Origin of the sequence: uncultured Tateyamaria sp., from assembly GCF_947503045.1 — a bacterium.
Taxonomy (GTDB): Bacteria; Pseudomonadota; Alphaproteobacteria; order Rhodobacterales; family Rhodobacteraceae; genus Tateyamaria.
Window position 1 is genome coordinate 58,757 of the sequence record NZ_CANNCF010000003.1, and the last position, 19,176, is coordinate 77,932.

The following is a 19,176-nucleotide window of genomic DNA, read 5'->3' on the forward strand; positions in this document are numbered from 1 at the left end:
GACGAGAAGGGACCGGCCCCGTGCGCTATGAAAGACCCCAGACACTCGAGGATGCTGCCGCCCTGCTGGCCGCTGCAGATGCGCCCGCCTTTGTGCTGGCAGGTGGCACCGACCTGCTGGTCAGGATGCAGAACGACAATTTCGAAGCGGACCTGATTGTCGACATCAAGTCCATCGCGGGCATGGGTGACATCGTGCAAAGCGATGCGGGCTTTGTCATCGGGGCCGCCGTGCCCTGCGCGGCCCTGTCCGAGGATGCAGCCCTCGTCGCCGCGTGGCCTGGCGTGGTCGAGGCGGCAAACCTGATCGGCTCAACCCAGATACAGGGGCGCTGCACGGTTGCGGGCAACCTCTGTAATGCCTCGCCTGCCGCTGACAGCGTGCCAGCGCTTGTGGCCGCCGATGCGCGGGTGCGGATTGCGGGGCCAAACGGCACCCGCGAGGCGGCAGTGATCGACATCCCCACGGGACCGGGCAAAACCTCACTCGCCAAGGGAGAAATCATCGAAGCGGTCCTACTGCCCAAGCGCGCGGCGCAGGCGGGCGATGCTTACTTGCGTTTTATCCCGCGCACCGAAATGGACATCGCCGTCGTCGGCGTCAGCGTGAACCTGACGCTGGATGCGGGTGGCACCGTCACATCGGCGCGCGTCGCCCTTGGGGCCGTCGGGCCGACCGTGATGTTGGTTGACGCCGCGGCAGAGGCGATCATCGGCACCAGCCTTGATGACGCAGCCCTTGATGCACTGGCCGCCGCCTGTTCAGCGGCCAGCACACCAATTGACGACAAACGCGGCACGGTCGCATTCCGCACCAAGGTCGCAGGCGTGCTCGCACGCCGCGCCGCACAGACCGCATATACACGCGCAGGAGGGAAATGATGGCCTCGATAGCAGTCAGCACGACGATCAACGACGATGATGTGGAATTCCTGTGCCAGCCGGACGAGACACTGCTGGATGTCCTACGCAACCGTTTGGGCCTGATGGGCGCCAAGGAAGGCTGCGGCACCGGCGATTGCGGGGCCTGCAGTGCGATCATGGACGGGCGTGTGGTTTGCTCTTGCCTTGTGCTCGGTGCCGAGGCGCAAGGGCGCACCATCGAGACCATCGAAGGCATGGCGGACGGAGGTGAACTGCACCCGCTCCAGCGCAAGTTCATCGAACATGCCGCCCTGCAATGCGGTATCTGCACACCGGGCTTTCTGATCGCGGCAAAGGCGCTTTTGGAAGTGAACCCGGACCCGAGCGAGACTGAAATCCGCTTTTGGCTTGCCGGAAACCTGTGCCGCTGCACCGGATACGACAAGATCGTGCGCGCCGTTCAGGACGCCGCACGTGAAATGAGGGGGGAAACCGCATGAGCTTTGATGCCGCCTATCAGTCCAAGACCTTCAACTCCGTGGGCACGCGGCCCTTGCGCCCCGACGGGGTAGACAAAGTCACCGGCCGCGCCCGCTATGGCGCGGATTTCAACATGCCGGGCCAACTGGTTGCGCGGGTATTGCGCAGTCCCCATGCCCATGCCCGGATCAGGGGCATCGACACCTCCAAGGCCGAAGCGGTCAAGGGCGTTAAGGCCATCGTCACTGCCGCGGACCTTCCCGATCTCACCAATGGCAACGCGGACCTGTTCGCGATCCTCGACAACTGCATGGCGCGCGACAAGGCGATGTATGACGGCCATGCCGTCGCTGCCGTGGCTGCCATTGATGAAAAGGCGGCCAAACAGGCGCTGAAGCTGATCGAAGTCGACTATGAGGTGCTGCCCCACGTGGTGGATGTCGATGCGGCCATGCAGACGGACGCGCCTGTGCTGAACGAAACTGTCTTCACCACCGGGATCGAACCGGCGCCCACAAGCCCGTCCAACGTCACCAACCGGGCCGAATTTGGCCACGGCGACGTAGATGCAGGCTTTGCCAAAGCCGACGTAATTGTCGAACGCAGCTACAAGACCGAGCAGACCCATCAGGGCTATATCGAACCCCATGCTTGCGTCGCCAATTGCAACACGGACGGCACTGCCGATCTTTGGGTCTGCACACAAGGGCATTTTGTCTATCGTCAGAACTGCGCCGATCTGCTGGGGCTTGAGGTATCCAAATTGCGGGTGACCTCATCCGAAATCGGTGGCGGCTTTGGCGGCAAGACCCACGTCTGGGCCGAACCAGTTGCGCTGGCGCTGTCACGCAAGGCAGGCCGCCCGGTCAAGCTGATCATGTCGCGCGAAGAGGTGTTCCGCGCCTCAGGCCCCACCAGTGCCACCTCGATCGACGTGAAAATCGGCGCCCGAAAGGATGGCCGCATCACCGCCGCCAGCGCCACGTTGCGCTATTCCAGCGGCCCCTACCCGGGCATGTGGGCCGAGCTGGGCGCGATGACCTCATTCGCCTGCTATGACCTCGACAATGTGCAGACCGTGGGTTTCGAGGTGCTGGTGAACCGTCCCAAAGTCGCCGCCTACCGCGCACCTTCGGCCCCCATGGCAGCCTTTGCGGTGGAAAGCGCTGTTGACGAACTGGCCCACACACTCGGCATTGATGCGGTCGATCTGCGCGTCAAGAACGCCGCCAAGGAAGGCACGAAATCGTCCTATGGGCCGGTCTATGGCCCCATCGGCATCGGCCCCACCCTGCAGGCGGCGAAATCGCACCCCCATATGAGCGCGCCCTTGGGCAAGAATCAGGGACGCGGCATGGCCTGCGGGTTCTGGTTCAACTTTGGTGGGCAGACCTGCACCGATCTCAACATCAACGCCGATGGCACGGTCACGCTGGCCGTGGGCACGGTGGATGTGGGCGGCTCGCGCGCCTCTTTGTCGCTGATCGCGGCCGAGGAACTGGGCATCGCTTATGATGACGTCAAGGCGGTCGTCGCCGACACCGCCACCCTTGGCTACAACGACATGACTGATGGCAGCCGCGGCACGTTTTCGTCCTCGATGGCGACGATTTCGGCGGCCCGCAATGCGATCAAGGTGATGTGCAAGCGTGCCGCGCTCACCTGGGACATCCCGCTGGAAGATGTCTATTGGGAGGACGGCCATGCCCACGCGGCAGGCACCAAGCACGGCAACCGCGCGCCCTTGTCGGTCAAGGAATTGGCCGCCGAGGCGGGCAACACGGGCGGCCCCATCGCCGGCCACAGCGAGCTGGTCGCGGATGGCGCGGGCGTGTCCTTTGCCACCCATATCTGCGATATCGAGGTCGATCCCGAGACCGGCTCAAGCCGCGTTGTGCGCTACACTGTCATTCAGGATGCGGGCAAGGCGGTGCATCCCTCGTATGTCGAAGGGCAGTATCAGGGCGGGGCCGCGCAAGGCATCGGCTGGGCGTTGAACGAGGAATATGTCTATGGCGCGGATGGGCGTCTGCAAAACCCCGGCTTCCTCGACTACCGCATTCCCGTGTGTTCGGATTTGCCGATGATCGACACGCAGATCCTCGAAATCCCCAACCCCAACCACCCTTACGGCGTGCGCGGTGTGGGCGAGACGTCGATTGTGCCGCCCTTGGCCGCCATCGCCAATGCGGTATCAAACGCGGTGGGCGTGCGCATGTCTCATATCCCGATCTCGCCGCCCCGCATTCTGGCGGCACTGGACGGGAATGGTTGATGTCACGCTTTGGGCCGGGCTACGGCCCCTTGCGGACGATCAAAAGACGCTGAGGATCGAGGCCACGACCATCCGCGAGCTGCTGCGCAAGCTGGAGGCGCAGTACCCCGCGCTGGCCGGTCCGATCCGAAATCAGATCGCGGTGGTTGTGGACGGTGTGATCTATCGCGACGACTGGTCAGCAACCATTCCCGAAGGGGCCGAAGTGTTTCTGATGCGGCGATTGGCGGGGGGATGAAGCAATGTACGGGCGTGGCGAAACCCGTTCAGAAATTACTTGAGGTCAGCACCTCAACCCATTGATCAAAAATGATTTCAGCGCTTTTGATGTCGTATGATCTTCATTCTTGAGCGACAGACTGCGCAACCCATGGCCCTCCAGAGCATCAAGGAACACGCAAGCCACCGCCCGCGTGTCATTGAATGAAGCAAACGCGCCTGACCGTGCACCCACCTCAAGGCAATGGGCTAGCGCGTCGATCAACCGGTCACGGTTCTCGGCAAACACATTAGCAATCGCCGGATTGCGTGTGGCTTCGGTCAGGATCTCGACCCCTAGCAAGGCGTTTTCGGGCAGTGACACGTAGGCCGCATAGCCCTCGATAAACTGCTCTATGGCTGCGCGCGGGTCGGCAGGGTCTGACAGCGCCGCGATAAATCCGGCCAGCTCCGCCCCTTCGATCTGCGCGATAAAGGCGAGGACCCCCTCCTTGCCTTTGAAGTGATTGTAGAGGTTGCCAAGGCTCACTCCGGCCTTGGCGGCGATGTCGCGTACCCCGGTCTGGTGGTATCCGTTCTCCAGAAAACAGGCCACGGCGGCCTCCACGATTTCAAGCTTGCGCGGATGGATAGGCTGTTCGGTGTCCGACACTGGGTTGACGCTCCTGTTTTTCATTCCTAAATAATGAACGATCGTTCGTTCATATCCGTTAACTCATCACATGGAAAGAGAAATTATGGCCACTCTCCTATCGGCACGCCATCCAAGATGCTTGCGGGATGCCCAATGCCTCGCACATACGCCCCACCCGGCCCGCACCAGACAAACCGGAGTATGACCATGTCACTCGACCACCTCGTTTCCCTTTTTGACCTGCACCAGATGATGCTGGTTGTCGCCGGTCTTTTCCTGATCAACATCAGCCTCACCGGGTTTGAGGTCATCCTCGACCTGACCACCAAAAAGGAACGGCGCTGGAAGGACACATTGGCAAATTGCGCCATTTTCATCGCCCATCAGGTGATCGAGCGGACCGCCATTGCGTCTTTGGGCTTTGTCGCGCTGCTGCCGTTATACTACCTCACGCCGCTCTCCATTCCGATGACCGCGTGGACCTGGGTGCTCGCCATTCTCGCGGCCGATTTCACCTATTACTGGATGCATCGGCTTGAACATGAACACCGAATCCTCTGGGCCAGCCACAGCGTCCATCACAGCTCGCAAGATTATAACCTGACCGTGGGTTTCCGGCTGAGCGTGATTGAGGGGTTTTACGAATGGGCCTTTCTCATCCCGATGATTCTGCTGGGTTTCAACCCGTTTCAAGCCATTGTCGGCCTGATCCTTGTGGCGCAATACCAGCACTGGATACACACCGAACGGGTGGGCAAACTGGGCTGGCTGGACGAAATCTTTAACACGCCCTCGGTGCACCGGGTCCATCACGGTTCAAACGCGCAATATCTCGACAAGAACTATGGCGGTATTCTGATGATCTGGGACAAGCTGTTTGGCACATTTGCGCGCGAAGAGGACAAGGTTGTCTATGGGCTGACGCGCAATATCCGCAGCAACAATCCGGTCACCATCACCTTTGTCGAGTTCGCGCATATCTGGGCGGATTTGAAAAAGTGCCGGACCTTCTCGGATCGGATGCGGATTATATTTGGCGGTCTATCTTGGCGCCCCGCCTATTTCTCCGACGGCGAAGCGACACCGGCCAAGCCCAAGCTGCAAGGGTCATCGACGAAACAGGGGCAGTAGATGGCACGTCTGATCAGGCCCGCTGTGGCCATCCTCGTTGTGGTCCTGATCGTCACGGGGGCTTGGGCGTGGCGCGGCCTGTCCGATTTTGATCTATCGGGCCACGTTGTGCACGAGGTGTCCTTTGAGGTCGGCGACACCGTGCTTTCGGGCAGTCTGATTGCCCCCGCGAGCGATGCGCCCTACCCCGTTGCGATCATTGTGCACGGCGACGGTCCGCAGGATCGGTTTGCCGGTGACAGCTACTTGCCGCAGATCAACACCCTGCTGGACGCGGGCATCGGCGTGTTTTCATGGGACAAGGCGGGGGTCGGGAAAAGCACGGGCCAATGGCTGCATCAGAGCATGGATGACCGCGCAGATGTTGCCATCGCGGCCCATAATGCCGTGTCCCGGATGCGGGATGTGGATCCGCGAGGCGTCGGGTTCCTCGGCTTTTCCCAAGCCGGTTGGGTCTTGCCCCGCGTGGCCAACCGGATGACGCCTGCATTCACGGTGCTGGTTGGGGCAGCGGTCTCATGGCGTGATCAGGGCCATTATTTTGCGCGCATGCGGATGGCGGCTGAAGGGTCCAGCACGGCCCAGATCGCCGCTAAACTTGCGGCACAAACCCAGCACAACGATGCCGTCTTTGGCACGCCGGACGTGCGCCCGGTGGATGTGGGCATGGATGCGGACCGGTTTCGTTTTGTCACGGCGTCCTATTTTGAGGACTCGACTGGCCTTTTGGCAGGAATGACGGGCCCGATCCTTGCCATCTGGGGTGCGGCGGACCTGAATGTTGATGCCCTCGCCGATGCAGCCACCTATCGGGCGCAACTGGCGCCGCTCTCGGAGCAGAGGCGCGTCGCGCTGGTGCCTGATGCCAGCCATGGGCTGTTGCGCGCGGACCTCTTCAACTATCAACTGACGTCCCAGTGGCCATGGCACCGTAAGCTGCTGTTCGCAGTCCTCGGACGGCGCGCCTATGCCGACAACTCCATGGACCTGATTCGCGATTGGATCGAGGCGATGGTTCGGCCGTGAGCCGACTCACACAGATGGTCCATGCGGCACGACACGCCTGCGCTGCAGCGCCCGGACAACCGTAAACGCGAGATACCCCGCCGGGCCAAACATGAACGTCACCGCAAGGCAGGGAATGACACCCCAGAACCGCAGGCCCTCTGCCCGCGCCGTGCGGCACATCCACGCGCCGATCCACAGATCGAAGGCGAGAAAGTGTATCCAGCCCAAGAGCACCCCTTCGGGACGGCTGAACAGCTGCAACACTCCGGCCAAATCGCCATAGCTTCCCTCGCCCATGCCCCAGACCAGCAATAGGGCAGAATAGCCGACAGACAGGAAGACAGGGATGGCAAGACCGGCAATGCGGTCTGACCAAACCGGGGCGAGCGGCGACAGCAACAGCGCCACCCAGCCAACCATGGCGAGGACCGAAGCCAGCGAAAAGATCGTGTCAGGTGTCATTGGGCGTATCCTTGCATGAGGGGATAAAATTGCAGCCTATATGCTTCCGATTCGCTTGCATATGCAAGTATATTGAACTATTAATCCGCCATGACAGATATCTTCACCCCCCCCGTCCTCCGCCTCCTGCAATCTGGCGACGCCATCAAAGCCCGGCTAGCGGGCGAGTTTTCCGCCGTGCACGGCCTGTCGGTCAACGAGATGTTCCTGCTGATGCAGTTGGAACGCGCCTCACTCCATCGCTTGTCGCGAGTCGAATTGGCGCGCAGGCTGCACATGAGCGCATCGACCGTCACGCGCATGACCGCCCCGATGGAAAAGATCGGGCTGGTGTCACGTCAGGCGGATGAGCGGGACGCGCGGCTGTCCTTTGTGGTCCTGACGGATGCCGGGCGCACCAAGGTCGAAGAGGCGCGCGCGACCTTTGCCAAACAGGCATCATACGTCTTTCGTGACCGCTGGACGGAGGACGAGGTCGCGATGTTGTCCGATCTGCTCGGGCGGCTTGTGGCGGACATGCCCGGGAGTCTGACCTGAGGCCTGAGCACGAACTGCGCCCTGCCCGAACGCATACGGCATTCAATGCGGCTCGCCCTGCGGTTCGCATTGGCTATAGTGATCCTGTCGAGGCCTCTTTCGGAGGCGCAGATGAAAGGCCCAAAACATGAAATCGCTGGTTCTTGAAAAGGTAGGCGCACTGTCGCTGCGCGACGTCCCGATTGAAAAATGCGAAGAGGTCCTTGGCCCCCGAGATGTGCGCATCAAATTGCACACGGTCGGGATTTGCGGATCGGACGTACATTACTACACCCATGGCCGCATCGGGCCGTTTGTCGTGAACGCGCCCATGATCCTTGGGCACGAGGCCTCGGGGACGGTGATCGAAACAGGTGCAGACGTGTCCACGCTGGCGATTGGCGACCGGGTCTGCATGGAACCGGGCATTCCCGACCCGCACTCCAAAGCGACTCGGTTGGGGATGTACAACGTTGATCCGGCTGTCAAATTCTGGGCCACGCCGCCCGTGCACGGCATCCTGCGCGCCGCTTGCGTACACCCCGAGGCATTCACCTTTAAACTGCCCGACACGGTCAGCTTTGCCGAAGCGGCGATGGTCGAACCGCTGGCCGTGGGCGTGCATGCGGCAACCAAGGCGCGGATCAGCCCTGGCGATATTGCCGTGGTGCTTGGAGCAGGCCCCATCGGGCTGGTCACCGCCCTTTCTGCCATCGCGGCGGGCTGCGCGCGGGTCTACGTGACCGACATCGTCGGGCGCAAACTGGAGATCGCACAGGGCCTGCACCCGTCCATCACAAGCGTGAATGTTGCTCAAGAGAGCATCGCAAAACGGATCGCCAGGGATACCGATGGCTGGGGTGCAAACGTGGTGTTTGAGGCCACGGGATCGCCGCGCGCCGCGCAGGGCATCTTTGAACCGCTGTGCCCGGGCGGGTGTGTGGTGATGATCGGCGGCCAGTCCGAGCCCATCTTGTACGATGCAGGTGCGGCCATGGTGCGCGAGGCGCGGGTCGAAAACATCTTTCGCTACGCCCATGTGTTCCCGCGCTGTGTCGCGATGCTGGCATCGGGCAGCATCGACGTGAAACCACTGATCACCCGCACCTTTGCCTTTGATCAGTCCATCGAGGCCTTTGAACTTGCCGCCACCGCGCCACCCGCAGATGTGAAAATGCAGATTGAACTGCCGCAATAGGCGGAAAGGGTTTCTCCCCTCTATATCCAACATTCAACTGTCGGTATTATCCCGATCAGACGCCGCGGAAAACGCCTCGAGCAAGTCCAGCAATTGTTCGTATTTCTCTGCACCGATACGGTCCTTGAATCCGTCGACAATCCGCAGCGCGTGCACATGGTTGTCGGCGATGATCCGTTGGCCCACCGGGGTGATCGCCAGCACCTGGCGGCGGCGGTCCTTCGGGTCGGACTGGCGTGTGATCAACCCCTTTTGGGACATGCTGCGGGCAATCCGCGTCAGGCTGGGCAACAACAGCCCCGCCCGGTCAGACAGTTTGGTGGCATCAATCGGCCCCGCCTCGGCCAGCACCCGCAACACCCGCCATTGCTGTTCGGTCAGGCCCGTCGCGGCCAGCATTTCACGGATCGGCTGCATCGCCTGTTCGCGCGCCCGGATCAGCGCGATGGGCAGCGAACGGCGGGTCGGAGGAAGCGACGAGTTCAATGCAATATCCTTGTTGGATTGCCCGCACAGGGATTTACTTGACATGTTAACAAATATCCTTGACCGAGCAAGGATCAACTACTTAACATAGCAAGCAATAGCCCGCACGCGAGGTCACATGCCGCATTTTCAGATCGACTATTCCGCCAATCTTGACGGCGTCGTGGACATGGGCGACCTGTGCGAACACATCCGCAGCGTCGCAGCCCAAATCGACACCTTTCCCATGGCCGGGATCCGCGTTCGGGCGGTGCGGGTCGATCACTATGCCATCGCAGACGGCAATTCCAAACATGGGTTCATCGACATCTCGGTCCGGCTGCGCGCTGGACGTCCGCAGGATGTAAAACGCGACGCCACTGCGCGCCTTTTCGAGGCGGCGCGCGACCACCTCGCCCCGGTGATGGAGACCCGATCCATCGCGCTCTCTCTTGAAATGCGGGAAATCGACGCGGACCTGTCGCCCAAGGCGGGCACCATTCGCGACCATCTGGAGGGGTGACATGGGCACAGTAGATCAAAACATCGAGAAACTGACCGGCTTTCTGACCCGCTTTCGCGAACAGGGCATCGCGAACCGTATTGCCGGGCAAGACGTGGCCGGATCGGGCGGCGTATTCCAGAGCGTCTCTCCGGTTGATGCCTCGGTCATCTGCGATGTGGCGCGCAGTACGGATGCGGACGTGGACAGCGCGGCACAGGCCGCATCAGACTCCTTTCCCGCATGGCGCGACATGCCCGCCACGCAGCGCCGCCGCATCCTTTTGAACATCGCCGACGCCATCGAGGCGCGGGCCGAGGAAATCGCCCTGTGCGAATGTTGGGACACGGGGCAGACGATCAAGTTCATGTCGAAGGCCGCCTTGCGCGGGGCCGAGAACTTTCGCTATTTCGCCGATCAGGTGGTGCAGGCGCGCGACGGGCAACACCTGAAATCGCCGACGCTGATGAATATCACGACGCGCAATCCAATCGGCCCCGTGGGGGTGATCACGCCTTGGAACACGCCCTTTATGCTGTCGACATGGAAAATCGCACCGGCGCTGGCTGCGGGCTGTACTGTGGTGCACAAACCGGCCGAAGATTCACCGCTGACCGCCCGCCTGCTGGTCGAAATCTGCGAAGAGGCGGGCCTGCCGCCCGCCGTGCTCAACACCGTGAACGGCTACGGCGAAGAGGCGGGCAAGCGGCTGACCGAACACCCGCTGATCCGCGCAATCGCCTTTGTCGGCGAAAGCCGCACGGGGTCGATCATCACGAAACAGGGTGCCGACACACTGAAACGCATGCACCTGGAACTGGGCGGCAAGAACCCGGTCATCGTCTTTGACGATGCCGATCTGGACCGTGCGCTCGATGCTGTGATCTTCATGATCTTTTCGATCAATGGCGAGCGGTGTACTTCGTCCAGTCGCCTGCTAGTACAGGACACGATCCGCGCCGAATTCGAGGAACGGCTTGTGGCACGCATCAATGCGATCAAGGTCGGCCATCCGCTTGACCCTGCGACCGAAATCGGCCCGTTGATCAGCCGCGATCACTTTGACAAGGTGACTTCCTATTTCGACATCGCAAAGGCAGACGGTGCCACCATCGCCGCCGGGGGCGAGACGGTCGGGAATAAGGGCTATTTCATCCGCCCCACCCTGTTCACCGGCGCCAACACCGCCATGCGTATCGCGCAGGAAGAAATCTTTGGCCCCGTGCTGACCTCAATCCCCTTCGCGAGCGAGGAGGAGGCGCTGGAAATCGCCAATGACACGCCCTACGGTCTGACGGGCTATGTCTGGACCAATGACCTCACCCGCGCGCTGCGCTTTACCGACCGGCTTGAGGCGGGGATGATCTGGGTGAATTCCGAAAACGTGCGCCACTTGCCCACCCCCTTTGGTGGGGTCAAGGCCAGCGGCATCGGGCGGGATGGCGGCGATTGGTCGTTTGAGTTCTACATGGAACAAAAGCACATCGGCTTTGCCACCGGTCAGCACAAGATCACCCAATTGGGGGCTCTCTGATGCCCGTGCCCGCGCCAAATCTCTATCCCGATTTCAACACCCTTCGCCTGTCCCATGCTTGCCTGAACGTCGCTGATCTGGCCGCCTCGCGGGCCTTCTATGTCGATACGCTGGGTCTGCAGGTCACGGATGAGAGTGACACCCATATCTACCTGCGCGCGATGGAGGAACGCGGGCATCACTGCCTGATCCTGCAAAAATCCGACCAACCGGGCACGGTCGAGGTACTGGGCTTCAAAACCTTTGACGAGGATGATCTGGACCGGGCCAAGAGCTGGTTTGAGGGCAAGGGCCGCCCGGCAGTTTGGGTCGAACGCCCCTATCAAGGCCGCACGTTGCTGACCTCGGACAACCTTGGGATACCGCTGGAATTTTATCACAGGATGGACCGTCTGCCGTCGGTCCATCAGAAATATGACCTCTATCGCGGGGTCAAGCCGTTACGCATCGATCACTTTAACTGTTTCTCCCATGACGTTGATGCATCAGTGGAATTCTACTCTGGCTTCGGCTTTCGCGTAACCGAATATACCGAAGATGACGATAGCAAGCGTCTGTGGGCGGCGTGGATGCACCGCAAGGGCGGCGTGCATGACATGGCCTTTACCAACGGCACCGGACCACGCCTGCATCACGTGGCATTCTGGGTGCCGACCCCTCTCAACATCATCGACCTGCTCGATCTGATGGCGACGACCGGTTATGTCAGCCATATCGAACGTGGCCCCGGTCGGCACGGAATTTCCAATGCCTTTTTCCTTTATGTGCTGGACCCCGACGGGCACCGGATCGAGATTTATTGCTCGGACTATCAAACTGTCGATCCTGATCTGGAGCCGATCAAATGGGACTTGCAGGACCCTCAGCGCCAAACGCTGTGGGGGGCACCTGCGCCGGAAAGCTGGTTCAAGAACGGATCGCATTTTGTCGGGGTGGAGACGCAAGACTCCACCATTGCCGCCAGCCCGATCATCGCGCCATGAGTGCCCCAACGGCAAAAGGCACGACCATGCGCTTTGCAACCTACTCGCATGCGGGCGAGACGTTTTATGGCGCCGCCACCGAGGCAGGCATGATCGCGCTCAACGACGTTTTTCCGCGGTGGCCAACCCTGTTTGATGTTGTGATCAACGGTGGGCTCAGCGCCCTCGAAGCAACGGCGCAAACCCGCAGCGTCACCCACACCGATGTTACCTATGAGATGGTCCTGCCAAATGCCCGCCGCATCCTCTGCGTCGGCGTCAATTTCCCGGACAGGAATGCGGAATACAAAGACGGCAGCGAACAGCCGAAATACATGTCTCTGTTCCCACGCTTTGCCAGCGGGTTCACAGGCCACGACCAACCCCTGATCCGGCCCCCGGAAAGCCATATGCTGGACTATGAGGGCGAAGTGGCCATCGTGATTGGCAAGGTCGGGCGGCGTATTGCCGAGGCTGACGCCTATGACCACATCGCCGCCCTCACCTTGTGCAACGAGGGGACGATCCGCGATTGGGTGCGCCATGCCAAATTCAATGTCACCCAGGGCAAGAACTGGGACAGGTCGGCGTCCATGGGGCCGTGGCTCGTGCCTTTCTCCGACGCCCGCCAACTGGACGAGGCGCGCATTCTCACACGGGTCAATGGCGAGCTGCGCCAGGACGACACGCTGAGCCGCATGATGCACCCGATCCGGCGCGAGATCGCCTATATCTCGACCTTCATGGCCCTTCAGCCCGGCGACATCATTGTGACCGGCACGCCCACAGGGTCCGGTGCGCGGCTGGATCCGCCGCAATTCCTCAAACCCGGCGACGTGGTCGAGGTCGAGGTCAACGGCATCGGCACCCTGCGCAACACGGTCGAGGACGAGGTGACATGACCCCCGACGAGCACGCACAGGCCGCCGCTGACCTGCTGGCCGCCGAGGCCCGTGGGCAGCAGATCGGCCTGCTGTCGCAGCGCTTTCCCGACATGGGGATGGATGACGCCTATGCCATCCAGAACGCGATCTACGCCCAAAAGCTGGATCAGGGGCGCCACGTGATCGGTTGGAAGATCGGGCTGACCTCGAAAGCGATGCAATATGCGCTCAACATCGACATCCCCGACAGCGGCATCCTGTTTGATGACATGGCGTTTCAGACCGGCAGCACAGTGCCACAGGGGCGCTTTATCCAGCCCCGGATCGAGGCCGAGATTGCATTCGTGATGAAAGCGCCCTTGAGCGGAGCAGACATCACCCGCGCCGACGTACTGGCGGCCACGGATTATGTCGCCCCCTCCCTCGAAATCCTCGACACCCGGATCGTGCGCAAGGACGCGCGGAGCGGCCAAACCCGCAGCGTCTTTGACACCATCGCGGACAATGCCGCCAATGCGGGGCTGGTTTTGGGCGCGCAGCGTCACGCACCCGACGCGTTTGATCTGCGCTGGGTCGGCGCAATCACAACACGCAACGGCGAGGTCGAGGAAACCGGCCTTGGCGCCGGCGTGCTGAACGACCCGGTCGAGAGCGTCGTCTGGCTCGCCCGGCGCATGGCGCAATACGGGCAAAGCATCGCGCCGGGTCAGATCATCCTGTCCGGCAGCTTTATCCGTCCCGTCGAATGCCCGCCCGGCAGCGTGATCCACGCGAATTTTGCTGATTTCGGATCGGTCGACATCCAATTCGCCTGACGCAGCGCACAGTACCGGTGCGCAGCCCTCGTTGGGCTTGAACTCTGCGCCCGTCGGCGTGACTGTGAGCCACATCGAGGAACCGCATCCCGTGCGGAGCCCTTGCCCGACCGATGGATCACTTTGAGGCCCCCATGAACGTGCGCTTATTTTCTGACAAGGACCGGCCTGTGCACATGGGGCCTTACCCGACCGAGCGGCTGGCGCGGCTGACCACCCTGCCCGATCTTGGCGATGTGCCACCCATGACGCAGTTGGCATTTGACCGCCCCGATGATCCCCGCTCCATCGTGAATGCGATGCGCGAGCATCAGGCGATGCTGGATGCGATCCGCGGCGGGTTGATCAACAAGGCTATGGCCGAGGCCCCCACCGACCCGCAAGAGCGCGCCAACCATCTGAAAGCGTTTGGGTATTTCGCCGATGCAGCCATCGTCGGAGTGTGCGCGCTGCCCAAAGCCGCCCTTTTGGACCAGCCGTTCGAGAACCCGGACATCGCCCGCCTCGCAGAGGACCTCAAGACACGCCAGACCAAGACACTTGCCTCGGGCATCGACACGATCATGGCCGATCTCAAGGAGTCGATGGAGGCCCCGCCCACCAGCATCGACCCCCACACCCATGCGCTGGTCTTTCTTTATGAAAACCCCCGAGAGGTGCGGCCCGGGGAGCCGGGAAGCGGCTGGATTCGCGACGCCCAAGATCACCGCGCCGGGCTGCTGGCCGCAGAAACGGCCGTTGTTCTTTCCAATTACCTGCGCCTTCTGGGCTATGACGCGCGCGCGCACACGGTGTCGAGTTCGGATGTCGATCTGGGCCGTCTGGCGGTCGCCGCGGGGCTCGCCCGGGTCGAAAACGGCGTGCTGTCCCATCCTTATGTCGGCACGCGCTTTGGGCTCGCCGCCGTCACGACCAGTTTTGAGCTCGCGCCCGACCAGCCTCTTGCTGCCATGGCCGAGCAGCCGAAATCCGCCTTTGGGGTGGCGTGGAAATTCGGCACCGGAACGCGCAAGAATGCCATGAACGCAGTGCCTTACGCCAAGCGACGCTTTGTCGATGGCGCGCATCCGTTTGAGCGGCTCAAACGTGTGGACACCCCCACAACCTATATCGACGAGCCCCACGTCGCCCGCGTGCCCAAACGCGCCGACATGTTCGCGCGCGCGCAGTTCGGCGACATGGGCAAAAAGATGCAAGAGGCCTCCAAGGGCGGACACTACGTGCGCAAGGCGGCCCCTTCGATGGCGCAGCGGCGCGCACTGGCTGCCTTTGTGCTGCTGCAGGACGGTGAACCGGACGCCGAAAAGACACAGCTTGACCCGCAGGAGGCTGCTGACCTCGTCAAGGCGACCAGCTATTGGCTGGGCGTTGATGCGGTGGGCATTTCGCGTTGCCCGGACTGGACGTGGTACAGCCACGATGCACGCGGCGAGGTGATCGATCCGCCCCACGATCAGGCGATCAGCATGATCATCGATCAGGGGTATGAGACTATGGAGGGCTCCTCTGGCGATGACTGGATCGCGGTGGCCCAATCCATGCGCGCCTATCTGCGCTTTTCCCTGCTGGGCGGGGTCATCGCGCGGCAAATCCGCAACTTGGGCTATTCGGCCAAGGCCCATACGGTGATGGACGGCGAGGTCTTGCAACCACCCCTGCTGCTGCTCTCGGGACTGGGCGAGGTCAGCCGCATCGGTGAGGTGATCCTGAACCCCTATCTTGGCCCGCGCCTCAAATCCGGGGCGGTCACCACCGACCTGCCCATGGCCCATGACAAGCCCATCGATTTCGGCCTGCAAACGTTTTGCGAGTCCTGCAACAAATGCGCGCGCGAATGCCCGTCAGGGGCCATCACCGCAGGGCCGAAGCTGATGTTCAACGGCTATGAAATCTGGAAATCCGACAGCCAGAAATGCGTTACTTACCGGGTCACGACCCCCGGCGGGGCCATGTGCGGGCGCTGCATGAAGACGTGCCCGTGGAACCTCGAAGGGATTTTTAAGGAAAAACCGTTCCGCTGGGCGGCGATGAACGTGCCCAAACTGGCACCTGCCCTCGCGCGGCTCGATGACGTGGTCGACAATGGCACGCTGAACCCGGTCAAAAAGTGGTGGTGGGATCTGGAGATCGACGAGGACGGCGGGTACCGCCCGACGCCGGCGCCGGTGAACGCCCGTGCGCTGCAAAAGGACCTTGATCTGAAATACGAGGATCAGACGCTCGCCGTCTATCCCGCCCCTCTGGCCCCGCATCCCGCCCCCTATCCTTTCGCGATGGACCGCGAGGCGGGGATCGAGGCCTATCAGGCGATGATTACGGCCGATGAGTACAAGGCCCGCCTTGCCCGGGACGACGACAGCGCGTTGCACCTATACACTGCTGACGGCGAAAGCCCGGTCATGCAGGTCGAGATCACCTGCGCCGAAGAAACTGCGCAAGGCGTGATGAAATACGAGTTTCGCCCCGTTTCGGTCGGCGATCTGCCCCCATGGACGGCTGGTGCGCATCTCGACATCGTCGTGGCACCGGAATTCCTGCGCCAGTATTCCATGTCTGGCGATCCGGCGGACCGCTCCAAATACCAGATCGCCGTGTTGCGCGAGGATGCGGGGCGCGGCGGGTCGGCGCTGATGCATCGCATTTTTACCAAAGGGCGGCGCATCTTTATCTCGCGCCCGATCAATCATTTTCCGCTGGCACCTGACGCAGCCCGCACGATCCTGATGGGCGGCGGTATCGGCATCACGCCGCTCATTGCCATGGCGCATACGTTGTATGCTGAAGGGCGCGATTTCGTGATGCACTATTCGGGCCGATCCGAGGACAGCATGGGGCTGCTCAAGGACATTCAGGGCTTTGACTGGGCCGACCGTATGCATCTGCATGTGAGCGACAAAGGCACGCGCGCCGATCTGGATGCGATCCTTGCGGGCTACCAACCGGGCTGGCATGTCTATACGTGCGGGGCAGAGCGCTACATGCAAAGCGTTCTGGAAGCCGCTGAAAAGGCGGGCTTTCCCGAAGAGGCGCGGCACCTCGAATACTTCTCTGTGCCCGAGCAACCCGACTATGTGAACCACGCCTTCACGCTGAAACTGGCGCGTTCGGGCAAGGAATTGCATGTGCCTGCCGACCGTTCGGCGACGGATGTGCTGCAAGAGAACGGGATCAGCATTGATGTGAAATGCAGCGACGGGTTGTGTGGCGTGTGCCAATGCGGGCTGGTCTCAGGCGACGTCGAACACCGGGATTTCGTCCTGTCCAAGGCGCAGCGGGACACAACCGTGATCCTGTGCCAATCGCGCGCCGCCGAGGCGGACGGGGTGATTGAGGTTGATCTTTAAGGCAGCGCGATGACGTCTCTAAAACTAGCTAAGCCAATGAGTTACACGGCATACCTCACTTAGATACCGCAAGCGCCGCACGTAACACCTCGCGGTCTCCGATCTGGTTGGCCAATGTCAGGATCAGTCGGGCATTGAGCGCTGCACTTTCTTCATCACTCAACCCTTCATGGGCGCGCAACAACTCGTCATAGAATCCGTCCGGGTCTGGGATATTTGGGGTCAGGATCAGGTTCATGACATCTTCTTTCCTATCGCGTTCTCAAGGGCTTGCGAGACAGCCTTCGCGTCATGCTCCGCCCAGCGCGCGACCACGTGTTGATCAGGGCGGATCAGGTACAGCGCCGATGGCGAACTGCCCAGGTAACGCTCCGCCAGCAAGGGCGAAGGGGCCTCGATATGCAGCACGTTCGCCGTCACATCCCCCTCCTGCACGGGCTCTGGCGCGTCGCACCCGATGGCCATCAAGACAAACCCATCCCCCAGCGCATCCAGCAAGAAGCCTGAGCCCAAAGGCGCGTCGGGACAGGTCGCGCCGGGTCGGCTGACCTGCGGCCCACCGTCCAGGGCATCCGGCCCGAACAGCGCAAAGCCGTCGTAGGAACAGGGAACCGACAAGCGCCCTGAATTGACGAAAGGCCGCGCAAAGGCATGACGCCCCGCCAGCTCCAGCACCGCATTGCGAAACAGCATGCTGTTGGCGCTTTTCGGCGTCATGAAATCCGTCGCTCGGGATGAGTTGAGGATGTTTTCATCTGCTGCGTGTTCCCGCTCGGTCGCGTAGGTGTCGAGCAACGCCGCACCCGCCGCGCCCTTCAAGACAAGGTCCAGCTTCCAGGCGAGATTTTCAGCATCCTGCACCCCCGAATTGGCCCCGCGCGCACCAAATGGCGACACCTGATGCGCGCTGTCCCCGGCAAAGAATACGCGACCATGGCGGAACTTTTCCATCCGACGGCACTGGAACGTATAAATTGACGTCCACTCCAGCTCATAATCGGGCACGTCGCCCGTTTGGCTTGATAGCATCGCGTCCACCCGCGTGCGGATGCGGTCGGGGTCCAGTTCCAGATCACGGTCGATGTCCCAGCCCAGTTGGAAATCGATACGCCAGATGTCGTCGGGCTGTTTGTGCAGCAAAGCCGACTGCCCGGCCCCCTCAAAAGGCGGATCAAACCAGAACCAGCGTTCGGTCGGAAAATCGGCCTTCATCCGCACATCGGCAATCAGGAAATTGTCCTCAAACACCCGCCCGTCAAAGCTGAGGCCCATCATGTCACGGGTGGGCGAACGCGCACCGTCACAGGCGATGAGCCAGTCGGCCTCAAGCGTGTAGCGACCATCCGGCGTGTCGATATCGACACTCACAAACTCCATGCCCAGACGGACCGAGGCCACCCGATTGCGTCCGCGTATTTCGATCGGGGCGCCCTCCTGTTGGGCGGCCTGAATGGCCTCGAACAGGAACTTTTCGAAATAGGGCTGCTGGAGGTTGATGAAGGCCGGGTTGCGATGCCCGTCTTCCGGCAACAGGTTGAAATCAAACAGCATCCCGTCCCGATGAAAGACCTTGCCGACGTTCCAGACCACGCCCTTGTCCAGCATCTGCGTACCCGCACCAAGGCGATGCGCGATGTCGAGCGTGCGTTTGGCAAAACAGATCGCCTTGGAGCCTAGCCCCGCCCCCTCGTGATCATCCAGCACCAGTGCAGGCGTGCCCCGTCGCCCCAGATCAAGTGCCAAGGCAAGGCCCACGGGCCCACCGCCCACGATCACCACCGGATGGCGCACGGGGGCGGCATCCTGCGCGGGCACGCGGACGTAGGGGTAAAGCTCAAATGCCGTCTGATAGCGCGTGGCAACCATGATCTGTCCTCCCCATTC

Annotated in this window: 19 protein-coding genes; 14 read left to right on the plus strand and 5 right to left on the minus strand. The window is 61.7% G+C overall.

Features of this window, described 5'->3' with window-relative positions:
- The first annotated feature begins 20 nt into the window (after positions 1–20).
- From Q1A89_RS14045 to Q1A89_RS14060, 4 genes are read left to right on the plus strand one after another with little or no spacing between them, the layout of a single operon-like run.
- On the plus strand, positions 21–881 hold the full coding sequence (locus Q1A89_RS14045; RefSeq protein WP_299729380.1) for a xanthine dehydrogenase family protein subunit M: 861 nt from the start codon (positions 21–23) through the stop codon (positions 879–881).
- Complete coding sequence (locus tag Q1A89_RS14050) at positions 881–1,363, plus strand: (2Fe-2S)-binding protein (protein WP_299729382.1); 483 nt, start codon at positions 881–883, stop codon at positions 1,361–1,363. The genes Q1A89_RS14045 and Q1A89_RS14050 overlap by 1 nt, the downstream gene beginning before the upstream one ends.
- Positions 1,360–3,618 (plus strand): xanthine dehydrogenase family protein molybdopterin-binding subunit, encoded by a 2,259-nt coding sequence (locus Q1A89_RS14055; RefSeq protein WP_299729385.1) that lies wholly within the window; start codon positions 1,360–1,362, stop codon positions 3,616–3,618. Before Q1A89_RS14050 ends, Q1A89_RS14055 begins: the two co-directional genes overlap by 4 nt.
- The gene (locus Q1A89_RS14060; RefSeq protein ID WP_299729388.1) at positions 3,611–3,856 is read left to right on the plus strand and encodes a MoaD/ThiS family protein; all 246 of its coding nucleotides are present in this window, start codon (positions 3,611–3,613) and stop codon (positions 3,854–3,856) included. The genes Q1A89_RS14055 and Q1A89_RS14060 overlap by 8 nt, the downstream gene beginning before the upstream one ends.
- 45 nt (positions 3,857–3,901) lie before the next feature.
- On the opposite strand, the gene Q1A89_RS14065 is transcribed toward Q1A89_RS14060, so the two are convergent.
- A complete protein-coding gene (locus Q1A89_RS14065) occupies positions 3,902–4,513 on the minus strand; it encodes a TetR/AcrR family transcriptional regulator (RefSeq protein ID WP_299729391.1) in 612 nt (203 codons plus the stop codon).
- 165 nt (positions 4,514–4,678) lie between these two features.
- On the opposite strand from Q1A89_RS14065, the gene Q1A89_RS14070 reads away from it, so the two are divergent.
- Both Q1A89_RS14070 and Q1A89_RS14075 read left to right on the plus strand, forming a co-directional pair.
- Positions 4,679–5,602: a sterol desaturase family protein gene (locus Q1A89_RS14070; protein WP_299729394.1), complete on the plus strand. Its 924-nt coding sequence runs from the start codon at positions 4,679–4,681 to the stop codon at positions 5,600–5,602.
- Positions 5,603–6,628, plus strand: a complete 1,026-nt coding sequence (locus tag Q1A89_RS14075; protein ID WP_299729396.1) for an alpha/beta hydrolase — start codon at positions 5,603–5,605, stop codon at positions 6,626–6,628.
- A 6-nt stretch (positions 6,629–6,634) separates the two neighbouring features.
- Here the strand turns inward: Q1A89_RS14075 and Q1A89_RS14080 are convergent, their stop codons facing one another.
- Positions 6,635–7,072, minus strand: a complete 438-nt coding sequence (locus Q1A89_RS14080) for an ABA4-like family protein (RefSeq protein ID WP_299729399.1) — start codon at positions 7,070–7,072, stop codon at positions 6,635–6,637.
- A gap of 90 nt (positions 7,073–7,162) precedes the next feature.
- Here Q1A89_RS14080 and Q1A89_RS14085 point away from each other — a divergent pair, with 90 nt between their 5' ends.
- Together Q1A89_RS14085 and Q1A89_RS14090 are read left to right on the plus strand one after the other, a co-directional pair.
- Positions 7,163–7,609 (plus strand): MarR family transcriptional regulator, encoded by a 447-nt coding sequence (locus tag Q1A89_RS14085; RefSeq protein ID WP_299729402.1) that lies wholly within the window; start codon positions 7,163–7,165, stop codon positions 7,607–7,609.
- A gap of 127 nt (positions 7,610–7,736) precedes the next feature.
- Entirely contained in the window at positions 7,737–8,786 is a 1,050-nt protein-coding gene (locus Q1A89_RS14090) for an NAD(P)-dependent alcohol dehydrogenase (RefSeq protein WP_299729405.1), read from the plus strand.
- A 33-nt stretch (positions 8,787–8,819) separates the two neighbouring features.
- Here Q1A89_RS14090 and hpaR read toward each other — a convergent pair whose 3' ends face one another.
- Positions 8,820–9,317 carry a homoprotocatechuate degradation operon regulator HpaR gene (gene hpaR, locus Q1A89_RS14095; protein WP_299729408.1) on the minus strand — a complete coding sequence of 166 codons (498 nt, stop codon included), beginning with the start codon at positions 9,315–9,317 and terminating at the stop codon, positions 8,820–8,822.
- Positions 9,318–9,390: 73 nt separating this feature from the next.
- Here hpaR and Q1A89_RS14100 point away from each other — a divergent pair, with 73 nt between their 5' ends.
- From Q1A89_RS14100 to Q1A89_RS14125, 6 genes are all read left to right on the plus strand, one after another.
- Positions 9,391–9,774, plus strand: coding sequence for a 5-carboxymethyl-2-hydroxymuconate Delta-isomerase (locus Q1A89_RS14100; protein ID WP_299729410.1), 384 nt, complete (start codon positions 9,391–9,393; stop codon positions 9,772–9,774).
- A 1-nt stretch (position 9,775) separates the two neighbouring features.
- Positions 9,776–11,287, plus strand: a complete 1,512-nt coding sequence (hpaE, locus tag Q1A89_RS14105; RefSeq protein WP_299729413.1) for a 5-carboxymethyl-2-hydroxymuconate semialdehyde dehydrogenase — start codon at positions 9,776–9,778, stop codon at positions 11,285–11,287.
- Positions 11,287–12,270, plus strand: coding sequence for a 3,4-dihydroxyphenylacetate 2,3-dioxygenase (gene hpaD, locus Q1A89_RS14110; RefSeq protein WP_299729416.1), 984 nt, complete (start codon positions 11,287–11,289; stop codon positions 12,268–12,270). Before hpaE ends, hpaD begins: the two co-directional genes overlap by 1 nt.
- Before the next feature lie 26 nt (positions 12,271–12,296).
- Complete coding sequence (locus Q1A89_RS14115) at positions 12,297–13,151, plus strand: fumarylacetoacetate hydrolase family protein (RefSeq protein WP_299730544.1); 855 nt, start codon at positions 12,297–12,299, stop codon at positions 13,149–13,151.
- The gene (gene hpaH / locus Q1A89_RS14120; RefSeq protein ID WP_299729419.1) at positions 13,148–13,948 is read left to right on the plus strand and encodes a 2-oxo-hept-4-ene-1,7-dioate hydratase; all 801 of its coding nucleotides are present in this window, start codon (positions 13,148–13,150) and stop codon (positions 13,946–13,948) included. The genes Q1A89_RS14115 and hpaH overlap by 4 nt, the downstream gene beginning before the upstream one ends.
- Before the next feature lie 134 nt (positions 13,949–14,082).
- Positions 14,083–17,292: a reductive dehalogenase domain-containing protein gene (locus Q1A89_RS14125; RefSeq protein ID WP_299729422.1), complete on the plus strand. Its 3,210-nt coding sequence runs from the start codon at positions 14,083–14,085 to the stop codon at positions 17,290–17,292.
- 55 nt (positions 17,293–17,347) lie between these two features.
- On the opposite strand, the gene Q1A89_RS14130 is transcribed toward Q1A89_RS14125, so the two are convergent.
- Together Q1A89_RS14130 and Q1A89_RS14135 are read right to left on the minus strand one after the other, a co-directional pair.
- The gene (locus Q1A89_RS14130) at positions 17,348–17,530 is read right to left on the minus strand and encodes a DUF2783 domain-containing protein (protein WP_299729425.1); all 183 of its coding nucleotides are present in this window, start codon (positions 17,528–17,530) and stop codon (positions 17,348–17,350) included.
- Positions 17,527–19,158: an FAD-dependent oxidoreductase gene (locus Q1A89_RS14135; RefSeq protein WP_299729428.1), complete on the minus strand. Its 1,632-nt coding sequence runs from the start codon at positions 19,156–19,158 to the stop codon at positions 17,527–17,529. Before Q1A89_RS14135 ends, Q1A89_RS14130 begins: the two co-directional genes overlap by 4 nt.
- Positions 19,159–19,176 lie beyond the last annotated feature (18 nt).